Source organism: Paenibacillus sp. P2(2022) (genome assembly GCF_029522175.1).
In the GTDB taxonomy this organism is placed as follows: Bacteria; Bacillota; Bacilli; order Paenibacillales; family Paenibacillaceae; genus Paenibacillus; species Paenibacillus polymyxa.
Genome location: NZ_JAKWFI010000002.1, coordinates 329,208 through 352,920 on the forward strand (window position 1 = coordinate 329,208; position 23,713 = coordinate 352,920).

Below are 23,713 nucleotides of genomic sequence, written 5' to 3' on the forward strand. Positions count from 1 at the left end.
AGCTTAACCCTTAAATATGAGAGGAACATAATAGAATCATGAGAAAACAATGAGAAGCTATAAGCAATATCATCAGGGCGTCATGATTCGTCGTGATCCTGTTTTTCTTTTTCCCAAGTGATAGAGTCGATTGAGCCTGATACTGCATTGATCTGCACCACTGCCTCACGCCCATCTTGTATCTCAACCTCAACAAGATAATAGAGGCCTTTGTCATTGCGGTGCAGTTCAATATCATCGGATGTTCCATTCACTGCTTTTGCAGCAAGCTTGGCTGCTTCATTCTCTGTAATGACAAGAGAAACCGGGTCAGGTTTATGGACTGGATTTGATTTGTCACTGGGTTGTGAGGAACCGGGGGGGGGATCTTGGGGTTCCTGCTTTGCATCTGTATACATCTGTGTCCGCTTAATGGATTGAATGACACCATCATAGGCATTGACTTTTATTACATACTTCCCTTTGGTGCGTTCTAGCTTGATCACATAAAAATTATCCAAACGTTGGGATTCGAGCACCTCACCGGGATACTGATGCAATACAGATTGGACCACGGTTTTTTCTTCCAAGGGCGAAGCTGATAACGATCGTGCCCAGGGCCACTGTAAAAGGCAAATGGTGATTAATATAGCCGCTACCATACCTCCAATCATCCAGGTATAGATCGTTTTCATTGGTTTTGCCTCCTTTGGCTTATTATTCTGGAACAGTAGGGAGGATGATCGTTGCAGTTGTTCCACTTCCCTCTATGCTTTCTAGCCCAATTTGTGCTTGAATAGCTTGAGCAATTCCTGTAGCTAATGATAAGCCTAGCCCGGCCCCACCTTCCTCGCGGCTTCTGGCTTCGTCCACACGATAAAAGCGGTCGAAAACTTTAGATAACTTTTCTTCAGGGATTCCAATTCCTTGATCTGTGATTCTTATGCAAGGTTGAGCCGTACCGCCCACAATATCAATCATCAGGTGTATCGGCTCGTCACTGTATTTGCGCGCATTATCCAAAAATATAAATAAAAGTTGTTTTAATTTATTTTCGTCCGTATAGGCGATGCAGTCTGTTTGTACATCCAGTTGAATTTGTCTGGCGAAAGCATTTTCAAATGTAGCTTTCAGTTCTGTCCCTACTTTGGTCAAGCGTACAGGTTCTAACACGACATTCCATTGTTCTTCGTTTCTGGCCAATAGAAGAAGCTGCTCTGCCATATCCTTCATTCGGAGCGCCTCAGAATGGATCGCTTCAACGGATTCGGCAAAAATACTGGGATTCTGCAATCCCCGTCGTTTAAGCAGACTGGCATAACTTTCAATAATGGTTAGAGGTGTTTTCAATTCATGGGACGCATTCGAAACGAAATGTTCTTGGCGAACAAAATTCCGCTCCAGCAATTCAATCATGTCATTAAACGTTTCTCCCATTTCGACTAGCTCGTCGCGTGATGACGAATTGAGCGGAAGACGTTTGAATTTCCCGCTACGTTGAATCTCTTTCATCGTGTTAATCATGGATGTGATTGGATGTGTAATCAGTCTGCCCAGCAGTCTTCCCGATAGGACGACAGGAATAAAAGCAATTCCTGTGACTGCAATAAGTACGATCCTGAGTACCTGAAGCGTCTGCATCGTCGGTTGCAGGCTCTCGGTCACCTGAAGATTGACAACCTCTCCATTCGACCAAATCATGGGAACCGATACGTAAATATAACGGTTGCTTTCATAGGTAATGATGCGAACCTGCCGTGTTTCATTAAAAACGCCCTTCACCAAGCTGAGAGACTGCTCTGATGAAGAGGTGATAGGGGCAAGAAAGTCGCCTTCCGGTCTCATTAGCCGAAGCATACCATCCAGCGGCACATAAGCTCGTAGAAGATCCTCAGTGGCTACGGATACTGGAGCGCGTTGAATGCCATGAATCATGTTTTCTGCTGCGGCTTCTACCTGGTTTTTTCGACTGTCTATCGAAAGTTGGCTGAATAGAAAATAGACTAAGAAATTAATGACTACAAGTAAAACCCCGAATAGTAACGAGGTGTACGTATGGATTTTGTTCTGCAGCTTCATAACGATTCCTTCAGAACATAGCCAATTCCGCGTACAGTATGAATCAGCTCAGGGAGTTGGCGCGAAGGGTCAATTTTATTCCGCACGTAGCGAATATACACATCGACCACATTGGTATCACCAATATAATCAATGCCCCATACATTCTCCAGTAATTGTTCACGACTAAGTACCTGCCGCTGATGTCGAAGTAAATGAACGAGCAAGTCAAACTCTCGCGGCGTAAGCTCAATGTTGTGCTCTCCACGAAGAACTTCACGAGTACCTTCATGGAGACGTAAGTCCCCGGCACTAAGCCATTGATCTGCCACTTGTGAAGCCATGTCTTTCGCTGCACCTACCCTGAGCGCGGCCCTTACACGTGCAAGCAGCTCTTCGATCACAAAAGGTTTGGTAACATAGTCATTGGCTCCCAAATCGAGTCCCTCTACCTTATCCGCAATGGAACTTTTAGCCGTTAGTAAAATGACAGGAACGTTCGCATCATGTTTACGAATCCTTCGAAGGAGTTCGATGCCATTAAGACCGGGAATCATAATATCCAGTAAAACCAGATCCCAACTACCTTTGCAATAGGTCTCCAGTCCGTCAATTCCGTTTTTTTCTTTACTTACTTGATAGCCTTCAAATTCAAGTTCGATCTCTAGAAGTCGGGCAATCTTCTCTTCGTCTTCTACGATCAAAATGGATTGGTTCATAATCATGCCCTCCTGTAGGCGAATAGCCGATACGGAAGTATTTTAGCATATACGGACAGGTAAGACACTTCAAAGCACGGGACTGGGAGAGAAAGAGCTTAGCATAATGCGTTATAATTATGGACAATCCCCTCGATCAGATGTAGCCCCTATCATAGAAAGGGCATTAGCGACCGGGGAGTCAGTGGGTCACATGGCAGTGTTTTACTCAAAACATTATTTTATTATTTGGAAAACAGGGGCAGTCTGATAGATACAGCAAATTATTTTTTTATACATCATAATTCGGTAAAATATAGACTGGAACGGATACGCGACATGACGGATTTTGATCTTAATGATTCCCGCGAGCAGTTTATATGCCATACATGTCTAATACATTATTATTTGCGGGAGTATAAGTAGTCGAACGTTTTTTGAGGCAGGGAGGGAAGGACATGGATAAAAGAATACTGATAGCGGACGATGAGGCGAGTATTCGGAATGCACTGGCCTATGCGTTAAAGCGGGAAGGTTTTTTGGTGGAAACTGCCGTGGATGGAGAGGATGCATTGGAAAAAGTGCGTTTGTTTCACCCGGATGTGCTCATACTGGATGTGATGATGCCCAAACTGGGCGGATATGAAGTGTGTCGCCGTTTGGAAAGCCGAAAGGGCATCGGTATTTTACTGCTAACCGCAAAAAACGATATCGTCGATAAGGTGCTTGGACTGGAGTTGGGGGCGGACGATTTTATGAGCAAGCCGTTTGACCTAAGAGAACTGCTCGCACGTATTAAGGCATTGGTACGGAGACTGGAACGAGAAGGAGCGCCTGCGCCGGAAGGAACGGAAATAATACTGGACCCGTTGCGAGTGCGTCCGTCCAGTCGAACGGCTGAACTCGGAGCAAAAGCATTGGATCTGACCCCCAAGGAGTTTGATGTGCTGGCGCTACTGGTGTCCCATGCTGGAAGGGTATATACGCGGGACGAGTTGCTGGAACAAGTATGGGGCATCGATTATGCAGGGGGAACGCGGACGGTGGATATTCATATTCAGCGCTTGCGCAAGAAGCTGGAGCCGCACCAGTCGATGCTACAGACCGTGTATGGAATCGGCTATAAGGCGGAGAAAATGACGTGAACGAGCATCATTCACTCCATCCAGAAGGAAGCTTGCAGTCCACTGACCAGCCAAAGCGCAAACGTAAGCGTACAGGCTTGAGCCTGCGCTGGAAATTTCCGCTGGTCCTGGCGGCTTTACTGCTGTTTACTGTCGGTGTGCTGAGTTGGCTCGTACTTACCGGTATTCGTGCTAATCAGACAGACCAAATGGAACGCGGCTTAAAGCGTCAGGCGGAAATCGTGGAGATGCGCGTAAAACAGTCTTACCTGTTGGGAGTTCACCAATCGCCCGAAGACTTCATGAAAAAGCAAGCGCCACAGCTTGCTGTGGAGCTCGGCGTATCCAGTAATATGCGCGTTATTTTATATGATGGTCGGGGAGATGAGGTCGGAAATTCTCTACCACTGGCTTATAGAACAGACGTCGGCCAGGCGCTTTCTTATGCGCTCCAAGGGAAAATTGCGTATATTACGGAAGGTAGCTCAGTTACTTATTTGGCTCCGCTGCAAGGTCCGGACGGCTTGCTGGGAGTGGTACAGCTTCATAGCTCAACAGAAGCGCAGCAGCAGTTTTACCGGGCGATCGCCCGCTTGTTTTTATGGACAGGAGGTGCGGTGCTGGTCTTGAGCTTTGTTCTGGGCTTAGGCTATGTCAGCCGCCAGACGAGGGACATCGGACGACTGACTCGCGTTTCTGAGCAGATCTCTGCAGGGCACTATCCAGAAGCTCGATTGCTGCGACGTCAGGACGAGCTAGGAAGGCTGGATGAAGGGATGCTCCAGATGAGTCATGTGATCCGGGCTAGTATTACCGCGCTCGAGAATGAAAAGCTTCGGCTGGAAGAAGCAGTTCAGCGTTTGCGAGAGCTGGAGCAGCAGCAGAAGACTTTTATTGGCAATATCAGTCATGAACTGAAGACTCCGTTGACCTCTATTCAGGCTTACGCTGATTTGCTGGATATGTATGGGGATGATCCCGAATTGGTGCGTGAAGCCAGAGAAAGTATCGGTAAGGAAACAAAACGGTTGTATGAGCTTGTCGAGGATTCACTGAGACTATCTGTGCTGGACAAATACGATTTTGAATTACATACGGAGGAAGTGGAGCTGCATTTGCTGCTCGAAGATGCAGGTAGCCGAATCCGGGGGAAAGCTGCGGCGCGTGGACTAAATTTTTCGATGGATACCATTCCAGCCAAGGTGTGTGGAGATCCTAAGCATCTAATGCATATTGTACTGAATTTGCTGGATAATGCAGTAAAATATAATCAGGACAAAGGCTGGATCACGTTATCCAATCGAGTGGAAAAGGACACCGTGATAGTGTATATATGCAATTCCGGTCCATGGATTCCTAGGGAAGAATGGGACATGATTTTTGAGCCGTTTGTTACCTTAAGCCGTGATCGTTCTCGCCAGGACAGTGGTACGGGACTTGGCCTGCCTCTGGCACGCAGACTGGCGGAGCGCATGGGTGGAGAGTTGCAGCTTACAGCTTCGGGCCGTACTGGGTTGGAAAATAGCAATGGTCATTCAGTTGCAAGTGGCAATGAATTTTCGCTCAGGCTCCCCCTGTTGGTTCATGATGGCTCTCAGTAGATAGCTTTAGAACTGAAAATGTTGTCTTATTTACAATTTGGAAACAATTCGATGTATTCACGAGATGTTCAGGCATTAAGCTGGGGGTAACGTTAACAAGGAGGCCGTTATACATGATGAAGAAAAACCTAGACAGCTACGGGCAAAAGAACGGCTTTCCTCGTCTCGAATATCCCTATGCACGCTTTTTCAGACACAAAGTCACAGGCTTGCTCATGACTGGCTTGATCGCTGGAGGATTGCTCAGCGGCTGCGGCATAAAAAGCGCAGGAGAGACAATTCCAACATCCGGTATGAAAACGGGGCAAAAGCTTACTGTGATTGACATGGATGCAGCTCGGCAGCAAGTATCGGACGAACTGGTGGTACAGTCCATCGACAGGCTGGGAGATGTCTACGCGAGGTCATGGCTGAGTGATGAAGAATTGATTGTGGAGCGCCAGAATCAGTTATGGATTCATAATGTAAAGACCAACAAGGAGCGAGTTTTAACACCAGGTCGTAACGCTCTACAGTTACTTGCTGTGGTATCACCGGATCAACGCCATGTGTTTTTTACGGAGGGCAGTGCCAGCAGCAAGTATGATATCCAGGGCTATATTTTAGAACTCAGCAGTGGTAAGGTTACATCGGTTGGTCAGCTGGACATGACTAACGAAGTGAGCTGGGGCGATAAGGATCATCTCATTACAGGTACACCAGACGGTAAGATACATCTGATTGGTCTGAACGGCAAAGCAGAAGAACTAAGCTTTCAAGATCCGAATCACTCAGAATTAATTGCTCATGTCGAGAAGGTGGGTAACGACATATTTTATACAGGCAATGATAAACAAGGGTATCCGGTACTGAATCGGTTCTCTCTCAATCATCCTCAAGCTGTGACCATTGCAGAGGGGGCCATGTCTTTTGCTGTGTCGCTTGATGGTAAATCTATTGCCATTGAAAAGCGGAAATGGAATACATCCGAACCAGCCCGTATGATCATTTTGGATGAACAAGGCAAAGAGAAAGGGATCGTGGGTCAAGGGACTTTAATGAGTCGTGGAAGCTGGTCCAGCGACGGGACCAAGCTTGCTTTTTCCATTTATGATGAGGATCAGCAAGGAATGAGAGGGCTGTATGTGTTTGACCAATCCACGGGTAAAACCACTCCCGTTACGACCGATATCCAATCCTATGACAGTCCAACAGTGTGGAGCCCTTCCGCCCGGTTTTTATCCATGTACCAGAACATTTCGGAAGGTGGAAAACAACTGAATCAGAGCTACATCGTCGAATTTAAGAAAAAGTAGTAAAAAAAGGCGCATTTCCTTCTTCGGAATGTACCTTTTTTAAATTAGGCTGGCTATTCGATTGTGGGTCACTGCACAAACTTGCGATGATGTTTCTTCCCATCATATGAAAATAAGGCGAGCTTCCCCTCAATCATCGTTTCCAAATGAACGGTACGCCCCCACAGTTGATATACATATGGAAGCGTGCGCTCCATATATTTTAAATCCAGCTCAATGCCTTCATACTGATGCTTGAGCTTTAACTCGCCCGTATGCAGGTAGTCTCCGTCCTCAACGACGATGTAAGGGGAGCCTCCATTTACGCGTGAGAACACAAGCTGATCCCGTATGTTTTCCCAGGATTTATCGGTAATTTTCCAATCCGGCCCCCGTTTCTCAAACACGTACAAATCTAAATCCTCTGTTAGCTGCTTGGTCATGTAATTGCGTATAAAAGAGGTGTCCGAATCAAATTCTCGCACTTCGAACATTTTAGCTCGGCCCTCGCCCGGTTTGCGTCCTTGGCGCTCTTGCTCCTCGCGAGTCGGGTTATCCCATCGCTTTTCAATATCTTCAAATATCTTCAATCCCAAATAATACGGATTCAAGCTTTGCTTGGAAGGCTGCACAACGGAAGCGTTCAGCATGGCAAATTCAACAGTTTCATCCCCGGTCAGATCCAGTTCCCTGACAATCCGTTGATGCCAATAAGAGGCCCAGCCTTCATTCATGATTTTGGTCTCCATTTGGGGCCAGAAATACAGCATTTCATCCCGCAGCATCGTCATGATGTCCCGCTGCCAATCCTCCAGTACCTCGGAGAATTCCTGAATAAACCAGACAATATCTTTTTCAGGTTCCGGTGGGAACTGGCGTACCTTGATCCCCTCGGTCTCCGCCGAATCATGCTGCTTTACTGTGTCCAGTGACCATAGATCATCGTAAGGTCCGATGGGACGCTGGTGTTTTTTAGGTTCTTTTTGCTCCTTGATTTTGAGTTCCATGTATCGTTGTTTATCTAGATGCCTTGGTTTGATGAGCTGTGGGTCTACATGCTCTTGTATCGCCAGTACAGAGTCAATGAAGGATTCTACGGCCTTTGAGCCGTACTCCATTTCATAGCTGCTGATCCGTTCTGCAGTGGCAGACATGCTCTCGACCATATTGCGGTTGGAGGCCGAGAAGCGGGCGTTGTGTTTGAAAAAGTCGCAGTGCGCCAACACATGAGCGACAATCAGTTTATTTTGCACCAACGAATTTCCATCCAGCAGGAAAGCGTAGCAGGGATTGGAGTTGATGACCAGCTCATAGATTTTACTCAATCCAAAATCGTACTGCATTTTCATCTTGTGAAATGTTTTTCCGAAACTCCAGTGGCTGAAGCGCGTAGGCATACCATACGCCCCGAATGTGTATACAATATCCGCCGGACAAATCTCATACCGCATTGGGTAATAGTCGAGCCCGAATCCATCAGCAATCTCCATAATTTCTGATATCGCGTATTCCAGCTCTTTCTGGTCGGTACTCATCCCACCGTTCCCCCTTCCCGTTTACGAAAAAAGGTGCGTAGGGCTTGGTATACCTCACCTTTTTCCTTGATGACATAGTACATAAACTGATCTGCCTTAATATTCTTGTAGGCTGACATCAGTGTACTGCTGCGATTATATTGGTTCACTTCTCCATAGCCGAACATATTGCTGCGCTTCATAAGCTCCTCGATTAGTTTCACACACCGTTCATTGTCTGAGCTTAGGTTATCGCCATCGGAGAAATGGAAGGGATAAATATTATAAGTCGAAGGAGGATAGCGTTTATCGATAATCTCCAATGCTTTCAAATAAGCAGAAGAGCAGATTGTGCCACCACTTTCACCGCGAGTAAAAAATTCTTCCTCCGTAACCTCCTTGGCTTCGGTATGATGCGCAAGAAAGACAATTTCCACCTTTTCATATTGGCGACGCAAAAAGCGAGTCATCCAGAAAAAGAAGCTGCGGGCGCAATATTTTTCAAAAGATCCCATACTGCCTGAGGTGTCCATCATAGCGATAATTACAGCATTGGATTGGGGAACGGTTTTCTCTTCCCATGTTTTGTAACGAAGATCGTCCGGACTAATATGATGGATGCCCGGATTCCCCTCACGAGCGTTGCGGCGCAGATTTTCGAGTATCGTTCGCTTCTTGTCAATGTTCGCTTGCATGCCTTTTTTACGTATATCATTGAATACGATAGATTCAACCTCAATTTGATCCTTATCTTTTTGCTGCAAATGCGGTAATTCCATTTCCTCGAACAGCATATCTTCGAGTTCTTCTATGCTGACTTCAGTTTCCATAATATCGTGTCCTGGCTGGTCGCCTGCTTTCTCACCTTTACCTGGCTTCTGGGAAGCAGGATCACGTCCGATGACATCCCCCACCTGACTGTCGCCATCCCCTTGACCTACATGCTTTTGCTTTTGGTAGTTATAAATGAAGCGATATTCATCCAGACTGCGAATGGGCACTTTGATAATCTGTTGACCGTCCGACATTATAATATTTTCTTCCGTTATCAGATCGGGTAGATTTTGCTTAATGACATCTTTGACCTTCTGCTGATGGCGTTGCTGGTCCTGGTACCCTTTGCGATGCAGCGACCAATCTTCGCGGGATACGACGAATGAATATGGCTGGCGTGGTTCCGTCATTGTTAGGCACCCCCCAAGTGGATACACGGCACAGTTTGGCCTTGTTGGTTATTAAGTATATTCACGGGGATGTACGATATGTGATGGAACTCGATTTAAATTCTGCCCGTTTGCTTTTATAATGAAAGTAAAAAATGTAAAAAAAGAATGGAGAACCTTGGTTATGGAAGAAATTGCAGTGCTTATCGTAGACGATGAACAGGGACTGCGAGATATGCTGACAACAGTTTTAAAAAAAGAAGGGTTTCTACATGTTAAGCATGCAGCCACGGGTCAAGAAGCGTTGCAAATCGTGATGGAATCTCGTATTGATGTGATTGTGCTTGATGTTATGCTTCCTGATCGTGATGGATTTGAGGTGTGTCGTCAGATGCGTCTATACACAGAAGCTCCTATTCTTTTTTTGACGGCAAGAGATACAGATTTGGACAAATTAATGGGATTTGGTATTGGTGGGGACGATTATATTACCAAACCGTTTAATCCGTTGGAAGTCGTTGCACGTATGAAAGCTCGAATGAAATATCGAAAAGTGACAACAGCGGACATGAAGCCTGCCTTACGAACCTTAGATTTTGGATATTTTTGTCTGGAATTGGAATCAGGTGTGTTGTATGTGCAAGACCAAGAGGTCGATTGTCCTGCACGTGAATGGCTGCTGCTGGTATTTTTGTGCAAGCATCCTAACCGTATATTCAGTGTGCGTCAGCTATACGAAGCAATATGGAGCGAGACCTTCCTTGGTGATGAAAAGACAGTAGTCATTCATATCTCTCGTTTGCGAAAAAAAATAGAACCTGATCCCAAGCACCCGCAATTTTTAGTTAATGTAAGAGGGCTAGGTTATAAAATGATATCAGTCAAGAGGGGGGAGCAAGAATGAACTCTCTCGTCAAGATGTCCTTTCGTTTTATAAAAGTAACATTATGTTTTGCTCTAGCCTATGTTCTTTGTTTTCTTATCTGTACTGTTATATATATTTTTATAAAAAGTACATTTGGTACATCTCATAATATGAATATTGATCTCTTCTGGATCGGACTTGGAATCGTGCAGAGCCTTGTGTTTATAGTTGTCTATGGATGGTATATAGGCAAACCCTTGGTGTATGTAATTAAATGGATTGGAAATATAGCAACAGGGGAATTCCAGGCACCGCTAAGTGAGCTAGAACTGCCAGAGCGCAAAAAAAATCAGAGAAATAATTATAAGCCTCCGTATCAATTGTATAAAGAAGTTTTTGAACAAATGAACATCTTATCTGCTCAATTGCGCAGTAATGAGGAAGAGAGAATAGAAATAGAAAAGCGAAAACAGCAGTGGGTAGCAGGCGTAAGCCATGATCTCAAAACACCATTATCCTATATTGAAGGATATGCAGCCATGCTGACTACTCAAGAGTATGATTGGTCCGATGAAGAAAAAAGAAGCTTTAGTATGGCTATCAGTGAGAAAGTAACGGAAATGAAGCAGTTAATTCAGGATTTGAATGCTTCTATGCAGCTCAAGGAGGGTGCCTTGCCGATCCAGCTGAAGAAGGAGGACATTGTGGAGTTTCTCCGCAATACAGTCATAGATATCGCTAACCATCCTTCGGCCGAGCAGTACGAATTTTCTTTTATGGCATTGGAGGCAGTATGTACCATGCCCTTCGATAGTAAATTATTAGGTAGAGCGCTGAAAAATTTTCTGATGAACGCAATCATTCATAATCCTTCAGGTACACATATTTCAATGGATGTAAATAAAGAGAGCGATAAGCTTCATATTTCGATCGAAGATGATGGAAAAGGAATGAATCCAACTGAATGTATACAGGTGTCTCATTCCAAAGAGCATGGCATATCTATTGCCAAAAGCTTTATTGAAGCTCATAACGGAACGCTTCATATTCTTCCGGGAAGTAAAAAGGGTACCAGGGTGGAAATTACTTTGCCGCTAAATATGTAACTCTTTAACATCTGTGCCTTCACATTTTGGAGTCCGCTCGTTTTTTTGCCTGTTGTTTAGGAACTGTTTACCTGATGTTAACTTTCCTTCTGTAAACTGTATGTAACTAAAACTTCAGCATTAAAAGTCGAGAGGAGATCAGGAAATGTCTGAATATGTAATACATACACAGCAGCTAACCAGGCGTTTTGGAAAACGAGAATTTGTCAAACAAATAAATCTCCAGGTACCTGAGAAGCAAATTTACGGATTTTTGGGACCAAACGGGGCGGGAAAAACGACCACGATTCGTATGCTACTCGGGCTGATTAAATCCACATCTGGGGAGATTGAGATTTTTGGGAAAAAGCTCAAGGATCATCGCATGGAAATATTAAAGGATGTAGGTTCTCTGGTTGAATCACCTGCCTATTATGCCCATTTGTCTGCATATCGAAATTTGGAAATCGTTACAACAATACGTGGGCTGCCGACCCGAAAAATTCATAAAGTGCTGGATTTGGTGAGATTAAGCAAAGATGCGTATCGACCGGTAAAAGGATACTCCTTGGGGATGAGGCAAAGGCTAGGAATTGCCATGGCGTTGATTGCTGATCCCAAATTGTTGATTCTTGATGAACCGACGAATGGTTTGGACCCGTCTGGTATCCAGGAAATTCGGGAGTTAATTATGAGCCTGCCTGATGCTTACGGAATGACGGTATTGGTTTCGAGCCATCTACTAAGTGAAATCGAACAGATCGCAACCTATGTAGGGATTATTAATCAAGGAGAAATGATTTTCCAGGGAACGATGAAAGAACTTACAGACAAAAGCAAGCCTCAATTATTCATTGAAACCCAAAATCCTGTTCAGGCTGCTGGAGCCCTGATGCAGCATGGATGGATTGCCGGAGCTGAATCCATGGAGCAAAAAGAGGTCATAACTCCTATTGTGGATCGGCAACAATCATCGGAGATGATCAAAGTGTTGGTAGAGCACAATCACCCCGTCTATCGGGTAAGGGAGAAGAAAAAAACATTGGAGGAAATATTCCTGGAGCTGACGGGTAAGGAGCGAAGTTTATGATACTCCAAGTTATCAAGGCGGAAGGATATAAGCTGAAAAAAATATGCTGGTGGCTTCCTCTAATACAGGGCTGTGTCCTTACAGGGATGACTGTCATGGAATGGTATCTCTACTTTCGTCAGGGGCCGGGAGGAGTCTATGCTGGTTTTGCGGTTATGTTTATGTTCATCTCGTTCGTGATGCTGCTTGGCGGTACACTTCTAGCAAGTATTATGGCGGGTACAGAGCATGATACCCAAACATGGAAGCAGCTTATGGCCATGCCGGTTCCCAGAAGCTACATCTACTTATCCAAAATGTTTTGGATTGTGATTCTGCAGTTTGGTACTGCCTTGATTACGATAGCAGGGATGAGTCTCATCTGGGTGCTGTATACAAACGAGCCCATTCCTTGGCGAGTTATGCTGCTGCAGCCGATTAACGCCAGCTTGGCTACTCTGCCTGTACTTGCAATTCAACTTTGGTTGTCTACGCTTTTTACTAATCAGGCATTCCCGTTAGCATTTGGCATATTTGGTTCTATTGCCAGCTTGTTTTTGGCACGAACCAGTATTCTTTGGATTAAATTATTACCTTGGTCGTATCCGGCTCTATCAAGTCCTCTAATTAAGGGATACGTAATGTGGGTGATCATTGCTTTATGTGCAGGGGTCATCTTCACAGGACTCGGTACTCTACAGTTTAGAAAGCATGAATTCAAATAGGAGGAGGAGAAGTATGGGATCCATTTTACGCGTGGAAGCGATGAAGCTTCAATGGGTCATGGTATGGATTCTCATTATATTAGATGCGGTTATCAATTCTTTAATGGGAGTCCTGGAACTGAACGATTTGAAGCAGTTTTATGAGCCTAGCTGGTTAATGCTATACACCTATGCGGCGCAATTTCACTCGATGTTTTTTTATCCGCTTTATTGTGGAATTATCGCTTCTCTTTTGTGCGCATACGAACATCGAGACGGGGGATGGAAGATTTTATTGAGCAGTCCATATCCCCGTCAGCGAATCTATTATGCAAAATATATATTGCTCATTCTCATCCTGTTTCTTGATCAGCTTACATTCATAGTAGGATATTTTGTAGGTGGGTATATAGCAGGTGCTCCAGGAAAAATCCCTTGGTTGCTCGTCCTTTCTACCGGATGGGGAGGGTGGTTCGGGATTCTACCATTGGCAGCCCTCCAGCTTATGCTCTCGGTGAAAATTCGCAATTTTGGAGCTTCACTAGGAATGGCTATTTGCTGTGTGGTGCCTAATATTGTTATGACAGGCTTTCACTCTTCCATAGGCGCATGGTTTCCTTTTACGATTCCTTATTATATCATGTTGCCGCAAACAGCGAGCTATGCTCCTAGAGTTGAGCCTTATAGTCTTGGTTTGATTGTACTTTTTACGTTTTTAGCCTATCTATTTGCTGGAAGAAAGATGTTTGTGAATAGGGATTGGCTGTAGCTAGTATTACAACCACAAAACTCGAACTACAGCCATACTCACAATACCCACAACCACAGTAGCCAGCAAATTTTTGCTCCACAAAGCGGTCACCAGCGTAGGAAGGACCGCTATAAGCACTTGTCCATTAAGAGTGACCGAGGTTTCAGTTCGTACGAGCATATTTTCCATGACCAGTGCCGTGAAGATGCAAATGGGGATGTAGGACAGCCACTGTAACACAGGTTTGGGCAACGTCAGTTTTTGCAGCACGACGAAGGGGATGATTCTCGGAATTGCCGTGACAATCATGCCGCCGATAATGATATACAGGACATTGGGACTAATATTCATTTGTCAGTTAACACTCCAATCGTTGCGGTGATCATGGTCGCTACAATGACTGCGATATGTGATGGCACCCACCAGGACAAAAGGTACATTAGAACGGCCATACATAGCGCAAGCAGCAGGCGATGCTTGAGTTTGGAGGTCTGGACACTTTGGAGTTGGGAAATGAGTAGGGCCAGAAACATTGCAGGTAAGGCAAAGTCTAGACCAAATGCTTCCGGCTGGGAAATCCAATTCCCTAGCACTCCACCAGCCACACAGGAAGCAATCCAAGCGAGATAAGCCGTAATATTAAGTCCGTTCATCCAGCGGTCACTGACCTGCCCGCCTTTAGCCAATTTATCCGACGCTACCCCAAAGGATTCATCCGTCAAAAGGATACCGATGCCTATGTTTTTCCACAGTGAGTATTTAGAAAAGTAAGGAGCCAATGACGCACTTAAAAGCAGATGGCGAGCATTCACAATAAATGTCGTTAAAATAATGACAGACGGAGGACTGGCTGCCGCCAGCATCGAGCACATAATAAACTGGGAGGCGCCTGCGTATACAAGCGCTGACATCAGACCAATTTCCATGGTGCTAACCCCTGATGAAGCGCCCACAATGCCAGCTGCGAATCCAATACATACATAACCAAGCAGTGTAGGAATACAATCTTTAACCCCTTGTAAAACGCTCAGTGAATCGGGCTTCGTTCCGCTCAATTCCGAAGCTATGGACATGTTAACCTTACCCCCAGTGTATAAATTTTATAATAGTATATAACGGAAATTGCGAAGTATCAATATATTATACAATTGTATGTTATATTGAATAATCCCTATAGCGAACAAGTAGTTCGTAAAAAAAGGGCGCCCCAGTCAGTTCATGACTTATGGGACAACCCTAAGGTGGTGACTTATATAAGCTCCTGCCGTTTTTTCAGATATCCGTAGAGGATCATTCCCGAGACCGCGCAGATGGCTGCACATAGACCAATAACTCCATATCCCGCCTGAAGCCCGCGCAGTATGCCAAGCTCAGTGGTTGCTCCGTAGACTATCTTGACCCCTTCGATTACCCAGCCGATCACATAGTTGCCAATGACACTACCTATGCCCATCAGCGTGACGACGAACGTAATAGCTGTATCACTGTCTTTCGGATATCTCCGTGCTATGAACGCCATCACGGTCGGATAGATCATTGCAATGCCGGCACCCGATGCGGCAAAGAGAAACGCCAGTCTCTCCCCACCCGCGATTGCTGCAAACGTACATATCGCTGAGAAGGCGGAGAATAGAATCGTCGAAAGTACAAACCCCATCCGGTCTGTGAGCGGACCAAGCAACAGGCGCCCCAACGAGAAGGTAAGAAAAAACGCTGAGAGCATGCTGGACGCCTTCACCGTGCTCCATGAATACGCTTTCTCTAAAAAGTTAACTAGCCAGCCCCCAACTGCGAGCTCAGAGACTACTCCAAACGACAGGATCATTACCATCATCCAGAGTGCCGGATCGCGGGTTAGGGTCTTGAGTGAGGTCCGTTCCTCATGCTGCAGATCGTCTCCCGGGAAGGTGCTGAGCAGCGCGGCCACAATCGGCAGCAGGCAGAGCGACAGCATAGCCAGATACATTCCCCGCCAGTCTAGCGTATGCCCAAATACCGTCAGTGACATGACTCCCGTCGCCAGCAAAGGGGCGACTGTTGAGCTAAGCCCATAGAAAAAGTGAGACAAATTCATCATCGTGCCGGTATTTTTCACAAAAATCCTCGCCCCCAAAATTGCGAGTGCAATCTCCAGCATGCCGTTCCCGATATACATCAAGAAGTAGGACGAAGCGAAGAACGGATACGTGTGCGACAGGTAGATGAACACTCCCGAGATGATCATGGAAGCAAAAGAAATGATGCTGACCGCCTTGATTCCCCACTTACGGACAAGGACAGCGGTGAACGAGCAGGCAATCAAATAACCAAGTGCGTTTAGAGACAACAATGTTCCGAGCTGCTGTTCATCCAGATTGAAGTCGAATTGAATGCGTGGAATGGCAGGACCTTTTATATTTTCCGAGATACCAAATACAATAAAGCCAATAAAAATTGTCGCCAGCTGCATCATGTACATGTGGCGGGACTTGCGGGTTTGCGGATTCAAATTTAGTCCCTCCTAGATAGTCAACGTTGATTTTCTCGCCTGTTGGGTGTTCAGGGATGAAAAAGTCACAGGATAGCGGCCCCCTTCAGGATATTACAATAGTTTTGAAAAACGTTTTAGTAAGTGAAGTTTAAGGACATTTATAGTTAATGTCAACAGTAAATTATAGCTACAGCGGACACTTTTGTGTATTCTTCATATATAGACTTTGGGATACGAGGAGGTATAATTCGGTGGATTCAATGCAATATATTATTGGTTCTAATTTGGCTCAAATTAGGAAAACTAGAGGACTTAGTTTGGATAAGGTGGCTGAACTGACAGGGGTTAGCAAAGGGATGCTGGCTCAAATTGAGAAGGGGAAATCTAATCCTACGGTAACCACACTTTGGAAGATTGCGAACGGCTTGCACGTATCCTTCTCCACCTTTCTTAAGGAAGACCCGCCGCAAATCACCAAAATTCGTAGAGCAGATCTGCATCCAGTTATTGATGAGGACGGTAACTATTTTGTTTACCCTGTCTTCCCGTATCACTCGGAAAAGAAGTTCGAGATATTCACGGTAAGTCTGAAGCCAGGCTTTACACACAAGGCAGAAGAGCATCTGGGAGAGGAAACGATTCTCATGATCCGTGGGGAAATGTACTTTGAAATGCAGGGGCAACAGCTCCAACTGAGTGCAGGGGACGCCGTACAATTTCAAGGATCTGATATCCATACCTATCGTAATGATTCGGATGAGGATGCCGATTTTTATGTATTGATTTATTATGCGGATTAGTGGGATGATTAACATAGTCTACAACAGACTTCCACACAGGATTCTGCAAAATCCTGAGATATAAAAAGAGAGCAACGAGGAAAAGAGAGGAAAGAACCCATGGAAAGCAAGTACATCCGAGAAACCTACTGCTTTAAGACGTCCCGAGTATTTCCCAACGATATCAACAATCATAACACGCTCTTTGGAGGCCGATTGATGTCGTATATCGACGATATCGCATCTATTGCTGCCGCCAAGCTGTGCCGTACGAACACAGTTACAGCCTCGACGGATTCGGTAGATTTTTTGCTGCCTATCCACCCGAGCGATTCTGTCACGCTGGAAGCGTTCGTAACTTGGACAGGCCGCAGCTCGATGGAGGTGTTCGTAAAAGTGATTCGCGAGGGATTGATGACTGGCGATCGCAAAATTGCAGCTACCGCCTTCCTGACCTTTGTGGCATTGGACGAGAACAATCGTAAAGTGACCGTCCCACAGGTGATTCCGGAAACAGAGGAGCAAATACAATTACACCAGACGGCTCCATCGCGCGCAGCCATACGGCGTCAGCGGAGGGAAGAAAGCAAGCAGCTGGCTAGTTTTCTGACGACAGATTTTCCGTGGGAAGTGTAGTGTACTAGACATCCCCATTTTACCGTTTTAGCATAAAAAGGAGCCGTTTTCCGTTAGAGATCACTACGATCTGTTCGGATGACGGCTCCTTTTGATAAGGATCTGAGCTATTCCACTTTGACTACACGGAAATGCTGGTTCGTCCCGCCATTATCGCCCCATTGAATGGCTTTGGCTCCATCGGCAGTGGCACCTTCGGAAATGTCGATTAGCTTGCCCGTTGCCCGATTTTTCAGCTTATAATAGCCTCCGGTTACGGATACGAGCTGCCAATGCTGGCTGGACCAGCCTCCATCATTCCACTGTTCAATAACTGCGCCGTCTGCTGTAGCACCGCTTTCAACACCAATCAGCTTCCCGCTGTTCCGATTCACAATTTTATAATATCCGCCGCCTGCATCCTTAAGCTGCCATTGCTGGTTTGGCGCTCCGGAATTCGCACGCTGCTCTAAATCTGCTCCGTCTGTCGTCGCATTGCCAATGATGCCTAGCGGCTTGTTGCTCTTGCGGCTTACCAGCTGATAATAACTATCCGGGTCGATGACCATCGGCGTAGTTACGCCCTCAACTACACCACTGGCAGTATCAATGCTGATGCTGTCGAACCAATCCATAGCTAATGAGGTCGCGGTTGGAAAACGCAGCGGCAGCCATACATATTGAGAATCCTGCACAGGACCGCTCCACGCCCCAGCCCAACGGTCGCCCAAATACAGATACGAGGTCGTCTGCGTAACTTCAACAGGAATGACGTAAGCCGACTGTGAACCATAGGTTGTACTATCCCCGAAGTTCATCGTATTGCTCCAGGTTCCTTCAATGCTCGATGCGGTAGCATACTTGGCCTGATTGGGATTCCAGCCGGTTGCCCCGGATGTAATCAGGAAGTAGACGTCTCCTTTTTTGAACATCGCTGGAGCTTCACGATATTGTCCTGGCCAAAGTGTAGTCACCAGCGATTCAACTTGAAGGAAATCCGGTGTCAGACGATAAATGTTCAGATCCGCGTTTACACGGGTAGCCGAAATCAGGTATGCAGTACCGTTATCGTTGTATACGGTCATATCGCGCGAATCATAATCTAGCGGACGGAAGCTGCCCTGATACGTATAATCTCCGTCTACAGTATCGGATGAGGCAACTGCCACTCGGGCTTCGTTGTAATTAATCCCGTTTTCCTTGTGCATCCATAATACGTATTTGCGTGTTTTTTCGTTATAAATCACTTTCGGACGTTCAATATTCGATACATTCAGCTCTGCGGCCGAACTGCTGGTCAGCACGTTTTTACGAAACTCCCAATTTTTTAAATCAGAGGAACGATAGGCGGAGACCGCCTTGAATGTTCCATTCGGATTACGATTTTCACCAAACCAATAATAATAACCGTCCACTTTAATCATCCCGCCCCCATGGGCATGGACCACGTTTCCATCTGTATCTTTAAACTGAATGCCATTTACTACATTCGCTGAAGCAGCTGAAGCGATCTTAGGTGAAAACATCTGAAAAATGCTTAACGAAAGCAAAATAGTGAGCATAATACACAGCAAGCGGGCAAAATCATATTTCATTGTTTCGTCCTCCTCTGTATGGTTATTTTAAAGCGCTTTCATTAATAGGGTCTATGAAGTAGTTTTGATAGAGCTGCTTATCCCAATTGTATCCATATTGAATTGAAAGTGCTAGAGTAGTATATTGACCATGTATATGGCAAGTGTCATCCTAGTTTAACAGACTTCAATCGACTGGTGAGTGTTACAAACTGGCTAATATCCATTAGGTATACAGGAGGCGACCATGGAAATATACGCGATTGATACAAGCAAGCCGGAGGCTGAGGAACATTATGAATTACTGGTAAATCAGGTTTCACTGGAAAAACAGCACAAGTTGGATCGTTTTTTACATCGAGAAGACGCTTTGAGGGGGTTATACGCCGATGTGCTGTTAAGGTGGTTGGTTTGTCGGCAATTAAAAATACCAAATGCCAGCCTTCAGTTTACATACAATGCTTTTGGCAAGCCCTCCTTGTTGAATGCGCCGGCATTCCATTTTAATGTTTCCCATTCGGGAAAATGGGTAGTATGCGCCATTGATGATCACCCGCTTGGTATTGATATTGAACAGCTCCGTCCTATTGATTTTGAGGTAGGCAGGGTATGCTTTTCAGACGCAGAGTACGATGCATTAATGCAGCAGGATGCAGAGAGTCGTTTAGACTATTTTTACGATCTTTGGACGCTCAAGGAAAGTTTTGTGAAGGCCGAAGGGCAGGGGCTGACGTTGCCGTTAAAGTCTTTTTCATTCGAGTTGGAAGCACGACCGTCTATAGGTTTCACGACAGAGGGTTTTACTACAGAGTATTGTCACTTTAAGCAATATAATGAGCTAGACCCAGATTATAAAATGGCTGTCTGTGCAGCTCATGATCACTTTGCGCAGGAGGTACAGCAGGTAGATATAAATACACTACGTTTGGAAGTGGCAACCTTGGCGTAATATGCAGCAGATCAAGCATATAGTTGGAGAAAAGGAGATGAGTGGCGTTGACATTCGTTTTGTTCAAGCACGGCAGGTTATATGGGGACTGGGCTTCCAAAGGAGACTCCATCGTTGTACAGCATGGCCGCATACAGGCCATTGGATATGCCCGGGAGCTTGAATTGCAGTTGTCCGGTAAGGAGTACGAGACGGTGGATTGGGAGGGTGCCAATGTACTGCCGGGCTTAACTGATGCCCATATGCATTTGTCTATGCATGGTATGAAGCTGGCTATGCTGGATTTCACATCAGCTACTTCCAAGGACGAGATGCTGGCTATGCTGCGCAAGCGGGTCGCTGTAACACCGCCGGGAGAGTGGATTTTAGGACTTAATTGGAACGAAAACGCGTTTATTCCTGTTGAAATTCCAAATATAGCTGAGCTGGATGCCATTACAGATCAGCACCCGGTATATCTGACTCGTACGTGCTTTCATACGTTTTTGGCCAATTCAGAGGCATTTCGGCGTGCAGGTATTCACGAGAACACCCCTGATCCGGCTTCAGGAGCCTATGGACGAGACGCAGAGGGACGGTTAAATGGATTGATTTATGAGGAAGCATCCTTTGCCTTTACAAGCGTGCAGCCAGAGCCGGATTATTCGGCGAAGAAGGATACGATCCGGCGAGCTTGTCTGGATGCGCTACGGCTGGGTCTGACTGCTGCGCACACGGAGGATTTACGTTTTTTGGGCAGCATAGAGACGATGCAGCGAATTTACAAGGAGCTGCGAGAAGAAGGTCTTGCTTTTCGCACACACCAGCTCATCTATCATCCATTTATGGAAGAAGTGAAAGCACAAGAGCTGCGTGCAGGTACTGGAAATGAGTGGTTCAAAATCGGTGCGATTAAAATATTTGCTGACGGCGCTATTGGTGGAAGAACGGCTTTATTATCCGAACCTTATAGTGATGCTCCACATACGTGTGGAATGGCCATCCAACCACAGCCAGAGCTGAATCAGATGGTGGCAGCAGCCAGAGCCGCAGGCTTTCCAGTGGCTGTACATGCCATCGGAGATGGGGCGGCGCACATGATTTTGACAGCGATGGAGGCCCATGGACTAACGGAGGAAAGCGGGTTGCCGGATCGTCTGATTCATGGGCAGGTGCTACGGGCTGATTTGGTTAAAAGAATGGCGAAGCTGCCGCTGATTGCAGACATCCAGCCTCGTTTTGTCGCAAGTGATTTTCCCTGGGTGCTGGATCGAGTTGGGAAAGAACGGACCGAGTATTTATATGCCTGGAAAAAGCTGCTGCAAGCAGGCATTCCGTGTGCTGGAGGCAGTGATGCGCCGATCGAGCCCCTAAACCCATTTCTGGGTATACATGCGGCAGTGACTCGCGCCAAGCCGGAAGAAATGCATGAGGGCTATCTTCCCGCTGAGAAGCTGGATGTTCACGAAGCCATTCATCTGTTTACTATGGGAAGCGCAGTAGCGGCTGGGGAAGCTGATGAAAGAGGGACAATCGCTGAAGGCAAAGCCGCTGACTTTACCGTTATTGACCGCGATGTATCGGAAAGTCACCAAGCTTTGCTTGATGTTAAGGTACGAATGACCGTTGTGAACGGGCAAGTTGCATACCGGTCGTAGGCTGGTAATACGTATGTATGGCAAAAGCCTTCACCTTCACTTTTTACGTGAGGTTGAAGGCTTTTGACTTTTACAAGCCACGCTGTATGAAGCGGTCCGCATTTTTCACACTGACCCACAGATCAGAGCTTGCGCCGCCTGGATACCAGTAGGCGAAGCCAGCAAATCCTTGATCCTGACCCAAGCGGTACTTACGAGTGATGGATCGCCCTTCTTCCAGCCATAGCTTATGAAGCTGAGTATCTTTGTAAGACACGGTATACTGCTGAATATCCTCGTCCCAGATCGGTTTGGAGGAGATACGGGACACCAGCAGATTTTGCAGATCTAGTGAAATATCAGAGGAAGCGATGGATTGCCCGTTAGCGTTAAGTGTCCAATTCCGTGTAAATAACGGCAGCGCCAAAATTGCTTTTTCCGGATCGGTGGTTTGTACAAAGCGCCGCACGCTTTCACGCAGCCATGGCAGGGAGGACACGGAGCCGGGGATCGAGCTCCCCCCCCAATGCTCGTCATATCCCATCAGGATTAGATAGTCTGCAGCAGCGCCAAGCTTTTGATAATCAAAAGCGGCAGTCCAGTCCGTTCCGTAATCAGGAGATACACAGAGCGCCAGTACTGCATTTTGACTTTTCAACTTCGCTTTTAATTGTTGGACGAACAATGTAAGATAGGCACGATCCTGGCCATCTACATTTTCAAAATCAATGACAAGCCCGTCTAAACCATGTACAGACACAGCATTGGCAAGCTGAGTTATGGTTTTAGCCCGTAGAACCTCACTGGACAGAATTTGGTGTGTCAACGCCAGGTTGGAACGGTTGCCCACCATAGCCCAAATTTTTTTTTGATGCTGTTTGGACCAGGAAAGCAGCGAAGAGTTAGTGTAATCGCTGATACTGCCCGTTTCGTTCAGAAAAAACCAGCGTGGTGACAGGGTGTTGATGTTGGATTGAAGCACCGTATTTTCAAATTGCTGAACGGTTTGGTCATATTGCCAGCCTAATCGAATGGAAGAAGCAGTGGAAGCAGCTTGGCGAGCATGCTGTGTTGAATACGTCAGCAGACGCTCCAATAGTGCCGCTGTTTCTTCACGAGTGAGAGAAGATGCCGGGTGGAAATAGTTATTTCCACCTTTCATAAATCCGTAACGATTCACGGTGGTTACCCCTTCAAGAGCCCAATCTGCAATTTCGTCACGATCGGTGAAAGAGGATGGGGTGCTACCTGATCCGCCCGAAGAGCGGATGAGACGTGCAATCATTAAGGCTGCTTCTTGCCGGGTTATAGGACTGTTGGGTTGGAATGTGCCGGACGTTCCTCCCTGTACGATATCGAGCTGCGAAGCCGCTTCGATCCAACCGTAGTACCACGCTTGCTTGGGAACATCCCTATAGGAGGAGACAGCTGCTTGTACAGGCTCCAGAGCGAGGACACGATCCAATGCGGTAACCCATTCAGCTCTGGTAACGGCCTTTTTAGGTGAGAAGTAATCAGGTTGTGTACCGTTCAAAATTCCTTTAGCGTGTAGGGAAATAATAGACTGATAGGCGTAGCTGTGTGAAATATCTCGAAAAGCTACGCCGGTTGCTGCTGCCGGGGCAGCTAAGTATGAAGTGAATGCTGTGAATATTGTAATGGCTGTAGTTGCCGATAGAGTAAACCTGGTTAGCCAACGCGATCGTTTGGAACTCATCCCAATAACCTTCTTTTTTATGATAGATTGTAAGTGTATATATTGTTACTCGACGAATAATACTATCAAAAAGAGGAAGGTTATTCATTGCTAAATTGCTGGAAAAAT

22 protein-coding genes and 1 pseudogene are annotated in these 23,713 nt (G+C 46.0%); 13 read left to right on the plus strand and 10 right to left on the minus strand.

Features of this window, described 5'->3' with window-relative positions:
- Positions 1 to 80 precede the first annotated feature (80 nt).
- From MMB75_RS08705 to MMB75_RS08715, 3 genes are read right to left on the minus strand one after another with little or no spacing between them, the layout of a single operon-like run.
- Entirely contained in the window at positions 81 to 674 is a 594-nt protein-coding gene (locus MMB75_RS08705; protein ID WP_277507565.1) for a PepSY domain-containing protein, read from the minus strand.
- Positions 675 to 696: 22 nt separating this feature from the next.
- The gene (locus MMB75_RS08710; protein ID WP_277507566.1) at positions 697 to 2,058 is read right to left on the minus strand and encodes a sensor histidine kinase; all 1,362 of its coding nucleotides are present in this window, start codon (positions 2,056 to 2,058) and stop codon (positions 697 to 699) included.
- On the minus strand, positions 2,055 to 2,756 hold the full coding sequence (locus MMB75_RS08715) for a response regulator transcription factor (RefSeq protein ID WP_016820488.1): 702 nt from the start codon (positions 2,754 to 2,756) through the stop codon (positions 2,055 to 2,057). The genes MMB75_RS08710 and MMB75_RS08715 overlap by 4 nt, the downstream gene beginning before the upstream one ends.
- A gap of 189 nt (positions 2,757 to 2,945) precedes the next feature.
- Between MMB75_RS08715 and MMB75_RS08720 the strand changes: the two are divergent.
- The 4 genes and pseudogenes from MMB75_RS08720 to MMB75_RS08735 form a co-directional block, all read left to right on the plus strand.
- Positions 2,946 to 3,161, plus strand: a pseudogene (locus MMB75_RS08720) (helix-turn-helix domain-containing protein); the annotation flags it as partial.
- Positions 3,162 to 3,193: 32 nt separating this feature from the next.
- Positions 3,194 to 3,880, plus strand: coding sequence for a response regulator transcription factor (locus MMB75_RS08725; protein WP_016820487.1), 687 nt, complete (start codon positions 3,194 to 3,196; stop codon positions 3,878 to 3,880).
- The gene (locus MMB75_RS08730; RefSeq protein ID WP_016820486.1) at positions 3,877 to 5,460 is read left to right on the plus strand and encodes a sensor histidine kinase; all 1,584 of its coding nucleotides are present in this window, start codon (positions 3,877 to 3,879) and stop codon (positions 5,458 to 5,460) included. The genes MMB75_RS08725 and MMB75_RS08730 overlap by 4 nt, the downstream gene beginning before the upstream one ends.
- Positions 5,461 to 5,573: 113 nt before the next feature.
- Positions 5,574 to 6,755 (plus strand): hypothetical protein, encoded by a 1,182-nt coding sequence (locus MMB75_RS08735; protein ID WP_017426672.1) that lies wholly within the window; start codon positions 5,574 to 5,576, stop codon positions 6,753 to 6,755.
- A gap of 68 nt (positions 6,756 to 6,823) precedes the next feature.
- Here MMB75_RS08735 and MMB75_RS08740 read toward each other — a convergent pair whose 3' ends face one another.
- Together MMB75_RS08740 and yhbH are read right to left on the minus strand one after the other, a co-directional pair.
- On the minus strand, positions 6,824 to 8,269 hold the full coding sequence (locus tag MMB75_RS08740) for a SpoVR family protein (RefSeq protein WP_016820484.1): 1,446 nt from the start codon (positions 8,267 to 8,269) through the stop codon (positions 6,824 to 6,826).
- Positions 8,266 to 9,432, minus strand: a complete 1,167-nt coding sequence (yhbH, locus tag MMB75_RS08745; protein ID WP_031463169.1) for a sporulation protein YhbH — start codon at positions 9,430 to 9,432, stop codon at positions 8,266 to 8,268. Before yhbH ends, MMB75_RS08740 begins: the two co-directional genes overlap by 4 nt.
- A 163-nt stretch (positions 9,433 to 9,595) precedes the next feature.
- Here yhbH and MMB75_RS08750 point away from each other — a divergent pair, with 163 nt between their 5' ends.
- From MMB75_RS08750 to MMB75_RS08770, 5 genes are all read left to right on the plus strand, one after another.
- The gene (locus MMB75_RS08750; protein WP_016820482.1) at positions 9,596 to 10,315 is read left to right on the plus strand and encodes a response regulator transcription factor; all 720 of its coding nucleotides are present in this window, start codon (positions 9,596 to 9,598) and stop codon (positions 10,313 to 10,315) included.
- A 131-nt stretch (positions 10,316 to 10,446) separates the two neighbouring features.
- The gene (locus MMB75_RS08755; RefSeq protein WP_258957375.1) at positions 10,447 to 11,382 is read left to right on the plus strand and encodes a sensor histidine kinase; all 936 of its coding nucleotides are present in this window, start codon (positions 10,447 to 10,449) and stop codon (positions 11,380 to 11,382) included.
- A 145-nt stretch (positions 11,383 to 11,527) separates the two neighbouring features.
- A complete protein-coding gene (locus MMB75_RS08760) occupies positions 11,528 to 12,451 on the plus strand; it encodes an ABC transporter ATP-binding protein (RefSeq protein ID WP_016820480.1) in 924 nt (307 codons plus the stop codon).
- Complete coding sequence (locus MMB75_RS08765) at positions 12,448 to 13,155, plus strand: ABC transporter permease (protein ID WP_016820479.1); 708 nt, start codon at positions 12,448 to 12,450, stop codon at positions 13,153 to 13,155. Before MMB75_RS08760 ends, MMB75_RS08765 begins: the two co-directional genes overlap by 4 nt.
- A gap of 13 nt (positions 13,156 to 13,168) precedes the next feature.
- Positions 13,169 to 13,903 carry an ABC transporter permease gene (locus MMB75_RS08770; protein ID WP_016820478.1) on the plus strand — a complete coding sequence of 245 codons (735 nt, stop codon included), beginning with the start codon at positions 13,169 to 13,171 and terminating at the stop codon, positions 13,901 to 13,903.
- A gap of 6 nt (positions 13,904 to 13,909) precedes the next feature.
- Here MMB75_RS08770 and MMB75_RS08775 read toward each other — a convergent pair whose 3' ends face one another.
- The 3 genes from MMB75_RS08775 to MMB75_RS08785 all read right to left on the minus strand — a co-directional run bounded on the left by MMB75_RS08775 (position 13,910) and on the right by MMB75_RS08785 (position 16,373).
- Complete coding sequence (locus MMB75_RS08775) at positions 13,910 to 14,236, minus strand: AzlD domain-containing protein (RefSeq protein ID WP_045243965.1); 327 nt, start codon at positions 14,234 to 14,236, stop codon at positions 13,910 to 13,912.
- Positions 14,233 to 14,958 (minus strand): AzlC family ABC transporter permease, encoded by a 726-nt coding sequence (locus MMB75_RS08780; RefSeq protein WP_045243964.1) that lies wholly within the window; start codon positions 14,956 to 14,958, stop codon positions 14,233 to 14,235. Before MMB75_RS08780 ends, MMB75_RS08775 begins: the two co-directional genes overlap by 4 nt.
- A gap of 176 nt (positions 14,959 to 15,134) precedes the next feature.
- Positions 15,135 to 16,373 carry an MFS transporter gene (locus MMB75_RS08785; RefSeq protein WP_017426681.1) on the minus strand — a complete coding sequence of 413 codons (1,239 nt, stop codon included), beginning with the start codon at positions 16,371 to 16,373 and terminating at the stop codon, positions 15,135 to 15,137.
- A 233-nt stretch (positions 16,374 to 16,606) separates the two neighbouring features.
- On the opposite strand from MMB75_RS08785, the gene MMB75_RS08790 reads away from it, so the two are divergent.
- Together MMB75_RS08790 and MMB75_RS08795 are read left to right on the plus strand one after the other, a co-directional pair.
- Positions 16,607 to 17,155 carry a helix-turn-helix domain-containing protein gene (locus MMB75_RS08790; RefSeq protein ID WP_045243963.1) on the plus strand — a complete coding sequence of 183 codons (549 nt, stop codon included), beginning with the start codon at positions 16,607 to 16,609 and terminating at the stop codon, positions 17,153 to 17,155.
- Between the two features lie 99 nt (positions 17,156 to 17,254).
- Positions 17,255 to 17,770 (plus strand): acyl-CoA thioesterase, encoded by a 516-nt coding sequence (locus tag MMB75_RS08795; protein WP_014599583.1) that lies wholly within the window; start codon positions 17,255 to 17,257, stop codon positions 17,768 to 17,770.
- Between the two features lie 107 nt (positions 17,771 to 17,877).
- Here the strand turns inward: MMB75_RS08795 and MMB75_RS08800 are convergent, their stop codons facing one another.
- Positions 17,878 to 19,344, minus strand: coding sequence for an RICIN domain-containing protein (locus MMB75_RS08800; RefSeq protein ID WP_045243962.1), 1,467 nt, complete (start codon positions 19,342 to 19,344; stop codon positions 17,878 to 17,880).
- 226 nt (positions 19,345 to 19,570) lie between these two features.
- Between MMB75_RS08800 and MMB75_RS08805 the strand changes: the two genes are divergently transcribed.
- Complete coding sequence (locus MMB75_RS08805; RefSeq protein ID WP_045243961.1) at positions 19,571 to 20,272, plus strand: 4'-phosphopantetheinyl transferase family protein; 702 nt, start codon at positions 19,571 to 19,573, stop codon at positions 20,270 to 20,272.
- Between the two features lie 47 nt (positions 20,273 to 20,319).
- Positions 20,320 to 21,909: an amidohydrolase gene (locus MMB75_RS08810; RefSeq protein WP_039276946.1), complete on the plus strand. Its 1,590-nt coding sequence runs from the start codon at positions 20,320 to 20,322 to the stop codon at positions 21,907 to 21,909.
- Between the two features lie 70 nt (positions 21,910 to 21,979).
- Here MMB75_RS08810 and MMB75_RS08815 read toward each other — a convergent pair whose 3' ends face one another.
- Positions 21,980 to 23,605, minus strand: coding sequence for an S-layer homology domain-containing protein (locus tag MMB75_RS08815; protein ID WP_045243960.1), 1,626 nt, complete (start codon positions 23,603 to 23,605; stop codon positions 21,980 to 21,982).
- Positions 23,606 to 23,713 lie beyond the last annotated feature (108 nt).